16 protein-coding genes are annotated in these 16,028 nt (G+C 62.9%); 7 read left to right on the top strand and 9 right to left on the bottom strand.

Annotated elements, in window-relative coordinates:
• Window positions 1–56 precede the first annotated feature (56 nt).
• The 4 genes from rplT to pyk all read right to left on the bottom strand — a co-directional run bounded on the left by rplT (window position 57) and on the right by pyk (window position 2,558).
• Entirely contained in the window at window positions 57–416 is a 360-nt protein-coding gene (rplT, locus tag Q0601_RS18205; RefSeq protein WP_305291319.1) for a 50S ribosomal protein L20, read from the bottom strand.
• Window positions 417–433: 17 nt separating this feature from the next.
• Window positions 434–634 carry a 50S ribosomal protein L35 gene (rpmI, locus tag Q0601_RS18200; protein WP_119752081.1) on the bottom strand — a complete coding sequence of 67 codons (201 nt, stop codon included), beginning with the start codon at window positions 632–634 and terminating at the stop codon, window positions 434–436.
• 139 nt (window positions 635–773) lie between these two features.
• A complete protein-coding gene (locus Q0601_RS18195) occupies window positions 774–1,079 on the bottom strand; it encodes a hypothetical protein (RefSeq protein WP_305291316.1) in 306 nt (101 codons plus the stop codon).
• A 33-nt stretch (window positions 1,080–1,112) separates the two neighbouring features.
• A complete protein-coding gene (pyk, locus tag Q0601_RS18190) occupies window positions 1,113–2,558 on the bottom strand; it encodes a pyruvate kinase (RefSeq protein ID WP_305291315.1) in 1,446 nt (481 codons plus the stop codon).
• A 113-nt stretch (window positions 2,559–2,671) separates the two neighbouring features.
• Here pyk and Q0601_RS18185 point away from each other — a divergent pair, with 113 nt between their 5' ends.
• Window positions 2,672–3,412, top strand: a complete 741-nt coding sequence (locus Q0601_RS18185) for an N-formylglutamate amidohydrolase (RefSeq protein WP_305291351.1) — start codon at window positions 2,672–2,674, stop codon at window positions 3,410–3,412.
• Window positions 3,413–3,419: 7 nt separating this feature from the next.
• Here the strand turns inward: Q0601_RS18185 and Q0601_RS18180 are convergent, their stop codons facing one another.
• The gene (locus Q0601_RS18180; RefSeq protein WP_305291314.1) at window positions 3,420–4,250 is read right to left on the bottom strand and encodes a DUF2268 domain-containing putative Zn-dependent protease; all 831 of its coding nucleotides are present in this window, start codon (window positions 4,248–4,250) and stop codon (window positions 3,420–3,422) included.
• Here Q0601_RS18180 and Q0601_RS18175 point away from each other — a divergent pair.
• Window positions 4,243–4,404, top strand: coding sequence for a hypothetical protein (locus Q0601_RS18175; protein ID WP_305291313.1), 162 nt, complete (start codon window positions 4,243–4,245; stop codon window positions 4,402–4,404). The genes Q0601_RS18180 and Q0601_RS18175 overlap by 8 nt on opposite strands.
• A 9-nt stretch (window positions 4,405–4,413) precedes the next feature.
• Here Q0601_RS18175 and Q0601_RS18170 read toward each other — a convergent pair whose 3' ends face one another.
• The 4 genes from Q0601_RS18170 to Q0601_RS18155 all read right to left on the bottom strand — a co-directional run bounded on the left by Q0601_RS18170 (window position 4,414) and on the right by Q0601_RS18155 (window position 10,016).
• On the bottom strand, window positions 4,414–7,068 hold the full coding sequence (locus Q0601_RS18170; RefSeq protein ID WP_305291312.1) for a DNA translocase FtsK: 2,655 nt from the start codon (window positions 7,066–7,068) through the stop codon (window positions 4,414–4,416).
• A gap of 17 nt (window positions 7,069–7,085) precedes the next feature.
• Entirely contained in the window at window positions 7,086–8,279 is a 1,194-nt protein-coding gene (locus tag Q0601_RS18165; RefSeq protein ID WP_305291311.1) for an aminotransferase class I/II-fold pyridoxal phosphate-dependent enzyme, read from the bottom strand.
• A 221-nt stretch (window positions 8,280–8,500) separates the two neighbouring features.
• The gene (locus Q0601_RS18160; RefSeq protein ID WP_305291310.1) at window positions 8,501–9,838 is read right to left on the bottom strand and encodes an amidase; all 1,338 of its coding nucleotides are present in this window, start codon (window positions 9,836–9,838) and stop codon (window positions 8,501–8,503) included.
• Between the two features lies 1 nt (window position 9,839).
• Window positions 9,840–10,016, bottom strand: coding sequence for a DUF1674 domain-containing protein (locus tag Q0601_RS18155; protein ID WP_305291309.1), 177 nt, complete (start codon window positions 10,014–10,016; stop codon window positions 9,840–9,842).
• Between the two features lie 66 nt (window positions 10,017–10,082).
• Between Q0601_RS18155 and Q0601_RS18150 the strand changes: the two genes are divergently transcribed.
• The 5 genes from Q0601_RS18150 (at window position 10,083) to Q0601_RS18130 (ending at window position 16,019) form a co-directional block, all read left to right on the top strand.
• Complete coding sequence (locus tag Q0601_RS18150) at window positions 10,083–11,339, top strand: RsmB/NOP family class I SAM-dependent RNA methyltransferase (protein WP_305291308.1); 1,257 nt, start codon at window positions 10,083–10,085, stop codon at window positions 11,337–11,339.
• Window positions 11,340–11,431: 92 nt separating this feature from the next.
• A complete protein-coding gene (gene purH, locus Q0601_RS18145; protein ID WP_305291307.1) occupies window positions 11,432–13,021 on the top strand; it encodes a bifunctional phosphoribosylaminoimidazolecarboxamide formyltransferase/IMP cyclohydrolase in 1,590 nt (529 codons plus the stop codon).
• Window positions 13,021–13,659 carry a signal peptidase II gene (gene lspA, locus Q0601_RS18140; RefSeq protein ID WP_305291306.1) on the top strand — a complete coding sequence of 213 codons (639 nt, stop codon included), beginning with the start codon at window positions 13,021–13,023 and terminating at the stop codon, window positions 13,657–13,659. Before purH ends, lspA begins: the two co-directional genes overlap by 1 nt.
• Before the next feature lie 35 nt (window positions 13,660–13,694).
• A complete protein-coding gene (locus tag Q0601_RS18135) occupies window positions 13,695–14,219 on the top strand; it encodes a DUF3035 domain-containing protein (RefSeq protein WP_305291305.1) in 525 nt (174 codons plus the stop codon).
• Window positions 14,220–14,606: 387 nt separating this feature from the next.
• The gene (locus tag Q0601_RS18130; RefSeq protein ID WP_305291304.1) at window positions 14,607–16,019 is read left to right on the top strand and encodes a circularly permuted type 2 ATP-grasp protein; all 1,413 of its coding nucleotides are present in this window, start codon (window positions 14,607–14,609) and stop codon (window positions 16,017–16,019) included.
• The last annotated feature ends 9 nt before the right edge of the window (window positions 16,020–16,028 follow it).

Genomic DNA, 16,028 nt, shown 5'->3' with positions numbered 1-16,028 from the left:
CCAAAACGAAAAAGACCCGCCAGAGGCGGGCCATTTCAATTCGCATCGTGGCAGGATCAGGCCGCGGCTTTTGCCTTTTCGACGATTGCGCCGAAAGCTTCGGGCTCGTTCACGGCCAGATCGGCCAGAACCTTGCGGTCAACCTCGATCCCCGCTTTCGACAGCAGGTTGATGAAGCGCGAATAGCTCAGATCGGCGTCCACCAGACGCACAGCGGCGTTGATCCGCTGAATCCACAGGGCGCGGAAATTCCGCTTGCGGTTCTTGCGGTCGCGGGTGGCGTATTGGTTCGCCTTGTCCACAGCCTGCGTGGCGGTGCGGAAATTGCGCGAACGGGCGCCGTAATAACCCTTGGCCTTGTCCAGAACGCGTTTGTGGCGGGCGTGGGTCACTTTGCCGGATTTAACTCGTGCCATTTTTCAGGTTCCTTCGATCAGCGTGCGTAGGGCATGTATTTCTTGACGATCTTGGCATCCGCGTCCGACAGGACCGTGGTGCCGCGCGCATCGCGAATGAATTTCGTCGTGCGCTTGATCATCCCGTGACGCTTGCCGGCCTGGGCGGATTTCACCTTGCCCGAGGCTGTCATCGAGAACCGCTTCTTGGCGGAAGCTTTCGTTTTCATCTTCGGCATTTTCGTCTCCTTGAGTTCAGAGTGAGCGCGCGACTCGGCAATGCCATTCGGGCCGGCCGCGCGGTTGAAGCGCGTCGTATAAGCCTCATGTGTCGGTTTGGCAAGAGCCCCGACAGGGCCTTTCAGTTTGCGGGGCTTTTCAGTTCGCGGGCGCCTCTGCCCCGTCTTCCGCCTCTTCTGTGCCGGTCCCTTCCGCCGGAGCGGTGTCGGTGCCGGCCGCCCCATCACCCCCGCTGACCCGTTGCCATGCGGAAAGGATGCTTTGCGGCTTGAACGGTTCGGGGCTGTAATAAGCGCCGGCGAACAGCAGCACGATCCCTATGACAAGGGTGATCGCCGCTCCGCGCGGTGGTTGGGTCTGCAAGAGCTGGATGACCGCGGCGATAACCGAGATCACGCACAGCGCCACGCCACCAAGCAGCAGCAGATCAGGCCAGTTCGACATGGGTACCCCCGCAATTCTTCGCTGTCCGCAGCCTTATTCCGGATCCGAGGCGAAAATCAACCGTTCGTCGCAAGGCGCGATACGCAGGATATTGGTCGAACCGGCAACGTTGAAGGGCACGCCCGCCAGAATCACCACCTGCCGCGTCTCATCCGCGAAGCCGTGGTCGCGCGCGGCGCGGGTGCCATTGACGACGGCATCCTTGAAGCGATGCAGCGTCGGTGTGATGATGCAATGCGTTCCCCATGTCAGGCACATCCTGCGCACGACGCTTTCGATCGGGGAAAGCGCCACGATCGGCACGCGGGGCCGTTCACGCGCGACCAGATTGACAGTGGTGCCCGACTGGCTGAAGGCGCAGATCGCGGCAACCTCGGTCGTCTCCGCGACTTCGCGGGCGGCAGTCACGATGGCGTCGGCCACCGAATGAAGTTTCGCATGGCGCGACGCCTCGATGATATGGCGGTAGTTCGGATCCGCCTCGACCGAGCGGGCAACACTGTCCATCGTCGTCACCGCCTCGACCGGATAATCGCCCGCCGCGCTTTCCGCCGACAGCATCACGGCATCCGCGCCCTCATAGATGGCATTGGCGACATCGCTGACTTCGGCCCGCGTCGGAAGCGGGCTTTCGATCATGGATTCCAGCATCTGCGTGGCAACGATCACCGGCTTGGCGGCTGCGCGACAGCGGCGCACAAGCCGTTTCTGGATCGGAGGGACCGAATGCACCGGCAATTCCACCCCCAGATCGCCGCGCGCAACCATGATCCCGTCAGACGCCTTGAGGATTTCCTCGAACGCGGTCACTGCGGCGGGTTTCTCGACCTTGGTCATCACGGCGGCGCGGCCTTTCACCAACGCCTTGGCCTCTTCGACATCGGCGGCGCGTTGCACGAAGGACAGGGCAAGCCAGTCCACGCCCAGCTCGCAGGCGAATTCGAGATCCTCGCGATCCTTGTCCGACAGCGCGGCCAGCGGCAGCACCACATCCGGCACGTTCACCCCTTTGCGATCCGAGATCACACCGCCCGCCGTAACGGTGCATTCCGCGAAATCCTTGCCGCAACTATCGACCCGCAAAGCAACCTTGCCATCATTGACCAGAAGTTGCGCGCCCGGTTCGAGCGCAGCAAAAATCTCGGGATGCGGCAATTGGACGCGCCCCGAATCGCCCAGAGTGGCATCAAGGTCAAAGCGGAACCTGTCGTCCGCTTTCAACTCGTGCCCGCCATCGGCAAACGGCCCGACGCGCAGTTTCGGCCCCTGAAGATCGGCAAGGATCGCAATCGGACGTCCGGTTTCCGCCTCGATCTCGCGAATCGTGGCGTGGCGGGCGCGGTGATCGTCATGGCTGCCATGGCTCATGTTCAGACGAAACACATCCGCACCGGCGTCGAACAGCGCCCGGATCATCTCCTTGCTGCTGGAGGCTGGGCCAAGCGTGGCCACGATTTTCACGTTGCGATGTCGTCTCATACCGAATTCCTTGCAGGTTTAGCGCTATCTATGCCGTAAATACTGCCCCGCGGCAACTGGTGTCCATCCATCGATTGTCCTAAACAGCGTTCCGCATGAACAGTAACATGACCATGACAGAACAAGCCTATCGGATAACCGGCGAAGACAGACCCTCGCGCTGGCTGATCACCTGTGATCATGCTACGAATCGGGTTCCCGAATGGTTAAACGGCGGAGATCTGGGTATCGCACCCAGCGACATGGCCCGGCATATCGCCTTCGATATCGGCGCGGCGGGGCTGGCCGACAGACTGGCGGCATTGCTGGACGCGCCCGCGATCTTCTCGGATTTCTCGCGTCTCGTGATCGACCCGAATCGCGGCGAGGATGACCCGACCCTGCTCATGCGGCTTTATGACGGCACAGTGATCCCCGCCAACAAACATGCCGACCGGGCCGAGCGCGAGCGCCGCCTGGACCGGCTGCACCGCCCCTATCACAATATGCTTGAACATCTGGCAGGGCGGCACCCGGACCGCTGCATCTGCGCCATCCACAGCTTCACGCCGCAATTGCGCGGCCGTCCGCCACGCCCGTGGCAGGTCGGCATCCTCTATTCTCATGACGACGCACGGCTTGGCCCGGCAATGGTTCAGGCCTGCCGGGACGAAGGATGGATAACCGGAGAGAACCAGCCTTATACCGGCCATCTGGAAGGCGATTCGATTGCCCGCCACGCGCTGGCGCATGGCCGCCCGAACATGCTGATCGAGATCCGGAACGACCTGATCGAGACCGAAGCCGGTCAAACCGAATGGGCAAAGCGTCTTTCGCACGTGATGCCGCAGGTGCTGGCCGCCACCGGACTTTAAAGGCCGGTCAGCCCTCCTTGTCCTCAGCCGGACCGCTTTCGCCTGTGCCGGCAGCCTCGGCCCCGGTTCCCTTCGCCGTGGCCTCGCCCCCCGCATGCTGTTGTTCCGGGGCTGCGCTGTCTTCGTCCGCGGCATCGGGTGCGGGATCGGACTCAGGATCGGGGGCGCCATCCTCCTCGGCAGGATCATCGCCTGCCGCAGCCTCTGCACCGGCCAGGCGGCGCATCGCAGGACGGAATTCTTCGGCTTTCACATAGGCGAGCTTCACCGCATCCATATCCGGAAAGCGCGAGAGATGCTCCGTGATCAGCATATGCCCCAGTCCGTAACCCGTCCATCGCCGCAGATCGCCGCTGCCAAAGAACCAATGCGCATGGTTATAATCCAGCCGCGCCCATTTGTTCATCGCGGCACGCGCCACCCGCGCGGCGGGTTTGACAGCATCCCAGGGATCGGGCTTGCCCCCCAATACCTGAAGGGTGAAATGGCCCGCCAGCCCTTCACTGACCAAGGCTTCGCCAAGCGAATTCCCGTAACCCGGGCCGTCCCAGCGTAGCAGATGATGAAATTCATGCACCAGCGTGCGGATCAGCAGAGGGGCCGCGAAACGCGCGGGGTCGACCGTGATCTCGATCAGGCCGGGGGACGGAGCGCGGCCGCCGACACCCCATGCCGGTATGCCGCCTCCGGGCTGGGCCTTGATGACAAGATCGAAATCCGGCAGTTCGGCATGGGCCGATGCCGCCGCGACGGCCTCGCGCGCCGCCAGCCGGATGTCGGGAAGTACGTGCGTCAAACCATGACGCGCATTCAGCATGTGAATATGCCAGATGGTCACCAGAAACCTTGCCTCGCTGCAAATCCTTCCGCCGTTGAAACACGGTTTTCCCGCCGGTTTCAACTGCCGGGACAAGACAGGGGCGGCAAGTATTCGCCGCCCCTTCCCGATCTCGCCGCACGGCATCGGTGAGGAATACCACCGGCAGCCATGATGCGGCCCCTTAAATCTCGGGCACCAGCACTTCGCGTTTGCCGACGTGATTGGCGGTCGAGACCACGCCCTGATCTTCCATCTGTTCGACCAGACGAGCGGCCTTGTTATAGCCGATCGCCAGCTTGCGCTGGATATAAGAGGTCGAGCATTTCCGATCCCGGGCGACGATCATCACGGCCTGATCATAAAGCTGATCGTCGCCGTTTTCACCGCTGCCAAGCCCCAGCACCGCGTCGATATCCCCGGCCTTCTCATCATCCGGCCCTTCGATCACGCCGGATTTGTAGGAGGGCGGCCCGAAGCTTTTCAGATGGGTCACAACCTCTTCGACCTCTTCGTCGCTGACGAAGGGGCCGTGGATCCGGGTGATGCGGGCACCGTTGCCCATATACAGCATGTCGCCCTGCCCCAGAAGCTGTTCGGCCCCCTGCTCGCCCAGAATGGTGCGCGAGTCGATTTTCGAAGTGACCTGGAAACTGATCCGGGTCGGGAAGTTCGCCTTGATCGTGCCGGTGATGACATCGACCGAGGGGCGCTGCGTGGCCATGATCAGATGGATGCCAGATGCCCGCGCCATCTGCGCCAGACGCTGGATGCAAGCCTCGATCTCCTTGCCGGCGACCATCATCAGATCGGCCATCTCATCGACGATCACGACGATATAGGGGAACTTCTCGGGCTGGAATTCCTCGGTCTCGAAAATCGGCTCTCCGGTATCCTCGTCGAAGCCGGTCTGGACGGTGCGCTTGAACATCTCACCCTTGGACAGCGCCTCGCGGACGCGGCCGTTATAGCCTTCGATATTGCGGACGCCCATCTTGGACATCTTGCGATAACGGTCCTCCATCTCGCCGACGACCCATTTCAGGGCGACCACGGCCTTTTTCGGATCCGTGACCACCGGCGAAAGCAGATGCGGGATGTCGTCATAGACCGACAGTTCCAGCATCTTCGGATCGATCATGATCAACCGGCACTCATCCGGGGTCAGCTTGTACAGCAGCGACAGGATCATCGTGTTGATCGCCACCGATTTCCCCGAACCCGTCGTCCCGGCGATCAGCAAATGCGGCATCTTGGCAAGATTGGCAATGATCGGCTCGCCCCCGATATCCTTGCCCAGCGCAAGCGGCAGCGGCTGCTTGCCGTCACCGAAGGCCCGCGCCGACAGGATCTCGCGCAGCAGAACAACCTCACGTTTGGCATTGGGAAGTTCGATCCCGATCACGCTGCGGCCCGGCACAGTCGAGACGCGGGCCGACAGGGCAGACATCGAGCGGGCGATATCGTCCGCAAGCCCGATCACCCGGCTGGCCTTGAGTCCCGGAGCTGGCTCAAGTTCGTAAAGCGTGACGACCGGGCCGGGACGCACCTCGGTGACCTGCCCTTTTACGCCGTAATCATCCAGCACCGCTTCCAGCATCCGGGCGTTTTCCATCATCGCCTCTTCCGAAAGCTGCAACCGCTCGATCGTCGAGGGCGCGGTCAGCAGGGCCAGAGGCGGTTTTTCATAAGCCGAGTCCGCTTCGTCGAAACGCAATTGCGGCTGTGCCTCGGATTGGGCCTGACGAGACGCAGAGGTCTTGCGTGCCGGCGGTACCACAACACGCTTTCTGTCCTGACCGAAAGGCACCGGTTCCGCCACATCCGGCATATCCGCGTCATCTTCTGCCGTCAGCGGAGGCTCGGCCCGGGTATCGTCATCTGCGCCACCCCGCACCAGCCGCGAGGTCACCGCAGCCAGCACCGAGTCCTTGAGCGTGCGGTTGCGGATCGCATCCGAGATGCGGCCCCGCACTTCCTCATCCGTGGGGGCATCGCCGTGATAATCCGCGTCACGCTCGACCAGTTCGGGCTCCGGCAGATCGCCCGATTGCTGGAAATCCGCGTCCATTCCGCTGTCTTTCCGGCGGCGGAACAACCCGCCACGTGCGGTCGCCGCCTGCGCCTTTGGCACGGCAGCCCTGCCGCTGCGACGATCCCGCGCGCGCTGCGCCAGCCCTGCCGATACGGAAGCGCCCCGCCCGACAATGCGCATCGCGGCATCATAGGCCGTCACCAGCCCGATCAGGAAGCGCCGCCACAAGGCGCGAAGCTCTTTCAGATCGAAACCAAGGACGAATGCGGAAATGATGACGGTTCCGGCGGCCACCAGCAGAGCGGCGATCTTGATGCCGATCTGCGCCTTGACCGGGATCACATTCAGCAATGCGCCCATCACCATATCGCCGAAATGACCGCCCATCCCGTAACTTTGCTGCCATTCCGCGTCCGGTACCAGCGAGCTGCAATAGACCGAGGCGACCGCGACCGCGATCGGCAGAAAGATCGCCCTCATGATCCGCTCTTCGCCCCGGTGCAGCATCAGCCGCAAGCCCCAGACGAACGCGCCGACGACAAGCAACCACGACCCCTTGCCCGCGATCATCATCAGCGGCGATGAAATATAGGCTCCGAAACCGCCCAGCATGTTCTGCGCGGGCTGATCCGTCGCGGCAAGGAAGCTGGGATCCTCGGCGGTCCAGCTTCCCAGCATCATCGCGATCAGCACGCCGACGACAATCAGCCCGGCCCCGGCCAGTTCCTTGCCGCGTCGCTCCAGCGCGGCCTGCGTGCTCTGGTCGAACAGCGGATTGCGATGTTTCGCCTGCCAGCTTGCCATTCCGTTATTCCCCGCTTTCAATCGTCGTCATACAAAACATCACGAAGCCGGATCAGTGCGGCCTCGGTTTCCTCGGGCGGCAAAACCAGCGCAACCCGAACAAAGGATTGGCCCGGATTTTCGCCGTTCACGTCACGCGAAAGATAGGCCCCGGGCAGAACCTGTATCCCCGCATCCGCCCATAGCTTCCGGGCAGCGGCCTCGCCATCCGCGGCTGGCAGCCAAAGAAAGAACCCGCCTGCCACTGGCCGGTAACCGGGAATATTCCCTAACACCCGGTCGGCAATCTGGTATTTCTGCTGATAAAGTGCGCGGCTGGCCGTGACATGATCCTCATCACGCCACGCGGCTTCGCTGACGGCCTGAGCGGGCAGCGACAAAGGCGCGCCCGCATAACTGCGCAGCCTGCGGAACTGGGCGATATTCGCAGCACTACCCGCTACGAAGCCGGAACGCAGCCCCGGCAGGTTCGAGCGTTTGGACAGCGAGTTGAACATGACTACGCGATCCGCCAGCCCCAGTTCCGTCGCCACGGCCAATGCGCCGGGTGGCGGGGCATCGCGGTAAATCTCGGAATAGCATTCATCCGCCAGGATCAGGAAATCATGCTTTTCGGCCAGCCCGATAAGCGTTTCCAGATAATCCCGATCCGCAATCGCGCCCTGCGGATTCGCGGGTGAACACAGATAGGCAAGCACGGTCCGGTCCAGCAATTCCGCCGGCAATCCGGCATAATCGGGCAGATTTCCCGTCGCGGGTGTTGCAGAGACAAAGACCGGCTCGGCCTGCACCGCTGCCGCCGCGACGGCATAGACCTGATAGAACGGGTTGGGGATCAGTATCGCGGGCCGCTGACCGTTTTTCTGCTCGGGGCACAATGCCAGGCCCGCACTGAACAGACCTTCACGCGTACCGTTAAGCGCCATGATCCGCTCGGGCGCGATATCAAGATCATAGCGGCGGCCCAGCCAGCCCCCGATCGCATCCAGCAGCCCCGGCGTTCCCTCGTTCACCGGGTATTTCGCGAATTCCCCGATATGGTCGGCCATAACCTGCGCCACGAAACCGGGCATGGCGTGACGGGGCTCGCCGATGGTCATCACCACCGGAGCCTCGCCGGATTTCAACTCCGGCTGAATATCCGACAACAGCGCCCGCAAACGCGGAAACGCGTATTCCGGCAGGTTCGAGAACCGCTCGGGAATTGCCATAACTGCCTCGCTTCCGGGGTCTTACGCCCCTTGATTACCTGCAACATTAGCGTGATCGCAGGCTTGCGTCCAGTAGAAGGGGGCAGATCAGGGCAATTTATCGGCTCATATGGATGCAATCGCGCGACACCGATTCGGAGAATGCCGTGCCGTTATCAGGCAGGTGACATCACACAGGCAGGCCCCCCGGATGCCGGTGCGGCCCGCCCGGAAATCACGGATCACGCCTGACGCGCCGCCAATGCATGTTCCATCCCCGCCAAAATCCGCAACAGATGCCGGTCGCGCCCCGCATGGCCCAGTGCCATGATCCCGCAGCCACGCTGTCCCGTGGGAAGCGACGCGGCAGGCAGGCCCAGCATATTGCCAAGCCGGGTATTTCGCAGGGCCAGCTGATTTGCACGGACGAAATATTCCTCGTCCTCCTCCAGCCGAGTGGCGTCGGGTGGCAGGATCGCACAGCTTGGCAGCAGGATCGCATCAAAGCCGGCGACTTTCGCGCTCCATTTCCGGCGCAACCGGGTCAGCTTTTCCCAGGCGGCGATATAATCCGCCGCACTGATCTGCCCCCCGCCACGGAAACGGTCGAGAACCGGCTTATGCATCAGTTCCGGCGCATCCTCGATCTGCGCACGCCAGATGCCATAGGCCTCGGGTGCGACGAGCAACCGCGCCAGTCTCAGGATCTGCGCAACGGAATCGAGACTGGCATGGGTGATCCGGGCACCGGCACGGGCAAGCCGCTCGACCGCGTCGGTAAATGCGGCCACCGCGCCTTCTTCAGCGTCCTCGAACGGTGCGCCGTCAAGCACCATCAGGCGCAGCCCTTTGGCGCTGGCGCCTTTCAGATCGGTGACGGCATTGCCAGTCAGGACCGCCATGATCTCGGCGCAATCCTCGACCGAGCGGGCCAGCGGTCCGGCCACATCGAACCGACGACACAGCGGCACCACCCCTTTCAGGGAAAGTGCACCATGCGTCGGCATGAAGCCCACAATATCGTTCCAGGCCGCAGGCAAGCGGATCGAGCCGCCGGTATCCGAGCCGATCGACGCCGCCGCCAGCCCAAGCGCCACCGACACCGCAGCACCTGACGACGATCCGCCCGGAGCGCGCGCCGGATCGCCGGCATTGGGCGGTGTCGCCGTCGTCGGGTTCAGCCCCAGCCCGGAAAAGGCCAGTTCCGTCATATGCGTCTTGCCCAGGCAAACCAGACCTTCGCGCGCCGCCTGCGCCAAGATCGTCGCGTCATGCGCGGGCACCCTGCTTTCCAGAAGCCGCGAACCCGCCTCGGTCGCGGTTCCGCCGCTGTCGATATTGTCCTTCCAGCTTATCGAAACACCGTCAAGCAAGCCTCGCCGAAGTTCCGAACGGGCGCGATCATGTGCGGCGATGGCTTCGGAGCGGGCGCGGGCTTCGGTCAGTCTCGCATAGATGCGCCAGCCATCGGGATGCGCCTTGGCCGCGGCCAGATAAGCCTCGGCCTGATCCAGCGGGTCAAGCAGACCCGCCATGATCGCCCTGCCCTGCTGGACCGCCGTCGCCTTCAGCCAATCCATCCTAGAAATCCACCGCGAGGCCGTTCTTTTCGTAATCGCCGAAACGCACCGGCTCGGGGCCATCCCTGCCTCCGTATTCCTTTGGCAACGCAGCCTCCTTCGCGGCAGCCTTGCGGCGTTCCTCTGCTTCGGCCAGTGCGCGTTGCGCGGCAGGCGGCAATTCGGGTCGATCACTCATGGAAACATCCCCTGATCAGGCGTAAGGATTATGTCTTGTGACAAGATTTAGGCGAAGGAAAGCGTTTTGGCAAAAACTGTCCGGGATTCGGCGCGAAAAGGTGCCCTGCGGCTGTTATCGGCGGTACAGGTAGGACAAAGCCTGTCCGATCAGGCCGCTTCCCTGCAATCCTTGCCGCCGGCGGATCAGGCCCGCGCCGCACGTCTTGCCGCCGAGGTTCTTCGCCACCGCGACCGTGCGGACCGTGTGATTGCCATATATGTCAGCCGCAAACCGGCACCGCAGATCGCCGATATCCTGCGGCTCGCAACGGTAGAAATGCTGGAACTGCATGCCGCCGCGCATGGCGTCGTCGATACCGCTGTCGGCATGACGCGCGGGCTTGGCAAACGCGGACAGGCCGCCGCAGGCATGGTGAATGCGGTGTTGCGCAAGATCTCGCGGCATGAAGGCTGGGCGGAATTGCCGCCGCAACGGATGCCCGACTGGTTGCGCCGCTCTGTCGTCCGGAGTTTCGGCAAGACAGCCGCGTCAGCCATCGAGGCGGCTCATCAGGCGGGTGCTCCGCTGGATCTGACGCTGAAACCCGATGTGGCCGTGATCGAAGGCGGCACGCTTCTGCCAACCGGATCCGTGCGGATTGCGGGCTCGGTGCAGGTTTCGGCCCTGCCGGGCTATGCCGAGGGCGATTGGTGGGTGCAGGACGCCGCCGCTGCCTTGCCGGTGCGCCTGCTTGATCCGGTCGCGGGCGAGCGCATCGCCGATATCTGCGCAGCTCCCGGCGGCAAGACATTGCAACTGGCGGCGGGCGGCGCGCAGGTGACAGCCGTCGATATCAGTGCGGCACGATTGAAACGGGTGGCCGAGAATCTGACCCGCTGTGGACTGCAAGCCGAGTTGATCGCAGCGGATGCGCTTGACTGGCAGCCCGAAACGCCACCTGACGCAATCCTGCTGGACGCCCCCTGCTCGGCCACCGGGACGATTCGCCGCCATCCCGACCTGCCCTTTCTGCGTGACGGCAGCGGGATTGCGGAACTGGCTGCGCTGCAATCGCGCCTGCTGGACCACGCGCTTGCGCTTCTGCGCCCAGGCGGCAGGCTGGTCTATGCCGTCTGTTCGCTTTTGCCCGAAGAAGGAGAAGCGCAAATTCCGGCTTTGCTGAAACGCCACCCCGGCCTGAAGATCGAAGCACCGAACCTGCCCGGCATCGATCCCGGCTGGATCACGCCCGAAGGCGGTCTGCGCCTGCGCCCGGATTACTGGCCGGAGCGAGGCGGAATGGACGGGTTCTACATGGCGCGGATCAGAAAGCTGCTTTGACCGGAGAGCCAAAGCGAACCGATACGCGCAACGCACTGGACCTTCTGCCTTCGGGACGTTACTTGAGCGCCAAACCATATGCGAGGCCCCATATGTCCCATTCTGTTGCCCTGAAACGCGCATTGATCTCGGTTTCCGACAAGACCGGACTGATCGAATTCGCCCGGAAACTTGCGGCACGCGGGATCGAGATCCTCTCGACCGGCGGCTCGGCCGGGGCCATGCGCGAGGCGGGGCTGACCGTGGTGGACGTGGCCGATGTGACCGGCTTCCCTGAAATGATGGACGGCCGCGTCAAGACGCTGCACCCTGTGGTGCATGGCGGTCTGCTGGCACTGCGCGACAATGAAGAGCATCTGGCGGCGATGGAAGCGCATGGCATCGGCCCGATCGACCTTCTGGTGGTGAACCTCTACCCGTTCGAGGAAACCGTGGCCAAGGGCGCAAGTTACGAGGATTGCATCGAGAATATCGATATCGGCGGCCCGGCGATGATCCGGGCGGCGGCGAAGAACCACGGTTTCGTCAATGTCATCGTGGATGTGCAGGATTACGACGCGCTTCTGGCGGAACTGGACGCCAATGACGACCACACCACGCTGGAATTCCGGCAACGCCAGGCGCAGATCGCCTATGCCCGCACCGCCGCCTATGACGCCGCCGTATCGACCTGGATGGCGCAGGCAATCGACGATGACACCCCGCGCCGCCGGGCTTTTGCGGGAACTTTGGCGCAGGGATTGCGCTATGGCGAAAACCCGCATCAGGCGGCCGCTTTCTACGTGACCGGCGAAACCCGTCCCGGCGTTTCGACCGCGAAACAGTGGCAGGGCAAGGAACTCAGCTACAACAATATCAATGACACGGATGCCGCCTTTGAACTGGCGGCCGAGTTCGATCCCGACGAAGGCCCAGCCTGCGCGATCATCAAACATGCCAATCCCTGCGGCGTGGCGCGCGGCAAAACGGCGATCGAGGCCTATAAGCGCGCTTTCGACTGCGACCATACCTCGGCTTTCGGCGGTATCGTCGCATTGAATCAGCCGCTTGACGGACCGACAGCCGAAGAGATCGTAAAAATCTTCACCGAGGTCGTCATTGCGCCGGACGCGGATGAGGACGCAAAACGCATCTTCGCCGCCAAGAAGAACCTGCGGCTGCTGACCACCGGCGGGCTGCCCGATCCGAAAGCCGGGGGCATGACCTTCCGGCAGGTCGCGGGCGGCTTTCTGGTGCAAGGCCGCGACAACGGTCATGTCAGCCGCGATGCCTTGCGGATCGTGACCGAGCGTCAGCCCTCGGATCAGGAACTGAACGACATGCTTTTCGCATGGACGGTCGCCAAGCATGTCAAATCCAATGCCATCGTTTACGCCAGGGATATGGCGACTGTCGGCATCGGCGCGGGCCAGATGAGCCGCGTCGACTCGACCCGGATCGGGCGGCGCAAATCCGAGGATATGGCCGAGGCGCTTGGCCTGCCGGCGCCGCTGACCGAAGGGGCGGCGGTCGCCTCTGACGCGTTCTTTCCCTTTGCCGACGGCATCGAGGCACTGGCCGAGGCGGGCGCAAAGGCGGTGATCCAGCCCGGCGGCTCGATGCGCGACGATGAGGTGATCGCCGCCGCCAACCGCTTGGGGCTGGCGATGGTCTTCACCGGACAACGGCACTTCCGTCACTGATGGCTGGCGAGATCAACCCCAAGGGCGAGGGCGGCAAGCTTCGGGCCCCGCGCAAACCCAAGACCGCCCCCGCCCCGGTCCGGGCGGATATGCGGCTGACGGGCTGGATCGTGGCCGCGATCATCGCGCTTGATCAGGCGTTGAAATATTGGGTCGTGCATATCCTGCGACTGGACCGGGTGCAGGAAATCGACTTGCTGCCGCCCTGGCTCAATTTGCGCATGGCATGGAACCCCGGCGTGAATTTCGGGCTGTTCGCCTCGGACGAGTCGGCGATGCGCTGGGTCCTGATCGGCATTGCGATTGCGATTTCGCTATGGGTCTGGCTCTGGATCAGACGAAGCGCGCCCGGTCTGCTTGCGCGGATATCTGCCGGATTGCTGATCGGTGGGGCACTTGGGAACGTGATCGACCGTCTCACCTATGGCGCGGTTGCCGATTTCCTGAACATGTCGCTGCCCAATTGGCAGAACCCCTACAGTTTCAACGTCGCGGATATATCGATCTTCGCGGGCGCCATCGGGCTGGTTCTGATGCCGCAGAAGAAACCGGAACCGGAAAAACCGGCACGAAGGCCACGCCACAAGGGTTCCGCGACCGACAAAACCGACAAGACCCGTGACGAGCCTGAAAATTGAGGTTAGAAAGGGGCAAATGGCAAAAGGGGCAGATCATGCGGGTCATCTCGCTGACAATCGGAATCGCGGTATTTGCGGGCTTGGCCGGCTGCGGCAATAACGCAAGGCTGATGAACCTGACCGCTGGTCAGAATTCACCGGATGAATTCGCCATTCTGCCGACCCGTCCGATTTCGATGCCTCCCGATCTGGCGCTGTTGCCCACGCCCACGCCCGGGGGATCGAATATCACCGATCCCACGCCCGAGGCGGATGCCGTCGCGGCGCTTGGCGGCAATCCCGGCGCATTGGCGGATCAGGGCGTCGCCGCCTCGGATCAGGGGCTGGTGGCCTATGCCTCGCGCGGGGGAAGCGACCCGGCGATCCGCACGACGCTGGCCCAAAGCGATCAGAAATGGCGCGCGCGAAACCAACCCCGCGTGCTGGAGCGTGTGGCGGGAAGCAGCACCTATTATCGCGCCTATCGCCGGCAATCGCTTGATCCTCTGCCCGAACTCGAACGCTGGCAGCGCGCGGGCGCACGCACGGTCACGGCCAATCCCGCCCCCGCCGAGGAGTGACCGGCACCCAAACCGCGCAACCATATTCCCGATCCACCTAAAACACGGAACCGGATCGCGCCCCCCCCTTCTTCTTTGTCCAAATACCTCGGTGGTCGCCGGCGGGCCGCGCCGCTGGTTCAAGGGACCTGTCGGCGACGGGTTGGCCCCCGGCCGTCGCGGGACGCAAATAGCCGGCGTTTCCGATCCAACGCGACCCGCTCTGATTTCCGATCTGCACAATTCATCAACGAAAACCCGCTTTTCCCCTGCGTCTGGCAGGCAATTCCTTTATGTTCGGACTTGTGACCGCGACCGGTATATTCCCCTATGGACATCGGGCAAACCGTCTCCAATCATGGCAACCATGAAGTCCCGCAAGGGTTATGGTTGTTCTGAGTTCGGGGGATGATGGTGCATTACAACGAAATGTTCGAGGGCGAGGCCGTCCGTGAACCCTATGCTCGGCTGAGCGAATGGGTCAGGACGATGCCAGAGGATTTCCGGCAGATGAAACAGGCCGAGGCCGAGGCGCTGTTCCGGCGTATCGGCATCACCTTTGCCGTTTACGGCGAAGGCGGCGATCCTGACCGGCTGATCCCCTTCGACATGATGCCCCGTGTCTTCGAACAGGCCGAGTGGCGCAGGCTTGAACGCGGCATCAAGCAGCGCGCCCGCGCCCTCAACGCCTTTCTGCGCGATGTTTACGGCCGGGGTGAGATCATCCGGGCGGGGCGTATCCCGGCGCGGCTGGTCTATCAGAACGAGGCCTATGAAAAGGCGGTTGCCGGTTTCGTGCCGCCGCGCGGCGTTTACAGCCATATCATCGGCATCGATCTTGTCCGCACCGCCAAGGACGAATTCTTCGTGCTTGAGGATAATTGCCGCACGCCTTCGGGCGTCAGCTATATGCTGGAAAACCGCGAGATCATGATGCGCATGTTTCCGCAGCTTTTCCGCAAGAACCATATCGAGCCCGTGGATCAGTATCCCGAGCTTCTGCGCCGCACATTGGAATCCGTTGCTCCGGCGAAATGCCAGGGCCGCCCGACCTGCGTGATTCTGACACCGGGCCATTTCAACAGCGCCTATTACGAGCACAGCTTTCTTGCCAACCTGATGGGCCTCGAACTGGTCGAGGGCGCCGATCTGTTTGTCGATGGCGAATTCGTCTATATGCGCACAACACAGGGGCCGAAGCGCGTCGATGTGATCTATCGCCGGATCGACGATCCGTTCCTTGACCCGCTGTGCTTCCGGCCCGATTCCATGCTTGGCGTGCCGGGCCTTATGGATGTCTATCGCTCGGGCGGGGTGTCTATCTGTTCGGCACCGGGCGCGGGCGTAGCGGACGACAAGGCGATCTATACATTCGTCCCCGAAATGATCCGCTTCTATCTGGGCGAGGAACCCCTGTTGAACAATGTCCGGACATGGACGTTGTGGAAAGACGACGACTACAGATATGTCATGGCGAACCTGCCCGATCTGGTGGTGAAAGAGGTTCACGGCTCGGGCGGCTATGGGATGCTGGTCGGCCCGAAAGCCGGCAAGGAAGAGATCGAAACCTTCCGCAAGAAGATCGAGGCAAATCCCTCGAATTACATCGCCCAGCCCACGCTGGCGCTTTCGACCTGCCCGACCTTCGTCGAGGAAGGCATCGCGCCGCGCCATGTAGATCTGCGCCCCTTCTGCCTGTGCGGCGACCGGATCGAACTGGTGCCCGGCGGGCTGACCCGCGTGGCGCTGCGCGAGGGAAGTCTGGTCGTCAACTCGTCCCAGGGCGGGGGTGTCAAGGACACCTGGGTCCTGTCGGAATAAGGGGAGGGA

The organism is Paracoccus wurundjeri (genome assembly GCF_030678915.1).
Taxonomy (GTDB): domain Bacteria; phylum Pseudomonadota; class Alphaproteobacteria; order Rhodobacterales; family Rhodobacteraceae; genus Paracoccus; species Paracoccus onubensis_A.
Note: the sequence above shows the minus strand (reverse complement) of the source record. Positions and strands in the feature narration are given on the sequence as shown.

What these genes read in the sequence shown, in the direction of transcription:
- rplT (WP_305291319.1), bottom strand. Translation starts at nt 416, where the DNA reads ATGGCACGAGTTAAATCCGGCAAAGTGACCCACGCCCGCCACAAACGC.
- rpmI (WP_119752081.1), bottom strand. Translation starts at nt 634, where the DNA reads ATGCCGAAGATGAAAACGAAAGCTTCCGCCAAGAAGCGGTTCTCGATG.
- Q0601_RS18195 (WP_305291316.1), bottom strand. Translation starts at nt 1,079, where the DNA reads ATGTCGAACTGGCCTGATCTGCTGCTGCTTGGTGGCGTGGCGCTGTGC.
- pyk (WP_305291315.1), bottom strand. Translation starts at nt 2,558, where the DNA reads ATGAGACGACATCGCAACGTGAAAATCGTGGCCACGCTTGGCCCAGCC.
- Q0601_RS18185 (WP_305291351.1), top strand. Translation starts at nt 2,672, where the DNA reads ATGACAGAACAAGCCTATCGGATAACCGGCGAAGACAGACCCTCGCGC.
- Q0601_RS18175 (WP_305291313.1), top strand. Translation starts at nt 4,243, where the DNA reads ATGGTCACCAGAAACCTTGCCTCGCTGCAAATCCTTCCGCCGTTGAAA.
- Q0601_RS18170 (WP_305291312.1), bottom strand. Translation starts at nt 7,068, where the DNA reads ATGGCAAGCTGGCAGGCGAAACATCGCAATCCGCTGTTCGACCAGAGC.
- Q0601_RS18165 (WP_305291311.1), bottom strand. Translation starts at nt 8,279, where the DNA reads ATGGCAATTCCCGAGCGGTTCTCGAACCTGCCGGAATACGCGTTTCCG.
- Q0601_RS18160 (WP_305291310.1), bottom strand. Translation starts at nt 9,838, where the DNA reads ATGGATTGGCTGAAGGCGACGGCGGTCCAGCAGGGCAGGGCGATCATG.
- Q0601_RS18155 (WP_305291309.1), bottom strand. Translation starts at nt 10,016, where the DNA reads ATGAGTGATCGACCCGAATTGCCGCCTGCCGCGCAACGCGCACTGGCC.
- purH (WP_305291307.1), top strand. Translation starts at nt 11,432, where the DNA reads ATGTCCCATTCTGTTGCCCTGAAACGCGCATTGATCTCGGTTTCCGAC.
- lspA (WP_305291306.1), top strand. Translation starts at nt 13,021, where the DNA reads ATGGCTGGCGAGATCAACCCCAAGGGCGAGGGCGGCAAGCTTCGGGCC.
- Q0601_RS18135 (WP_305291305.1), top strand. Translation starts at nt 13,695, where the DNA reads ATGCGGGTCATCTCGCTGACAATCGGAATCGCGGTATTTGCGGGCTTG.
- Q0601_RS18130 (WP_305291304.1), top strand. Translation starts at nt 14,607, where the DNA reads ATGATGGTGCATTACAACGAAATGTTCGAGGGCGAGGCCGTCCGTGAA.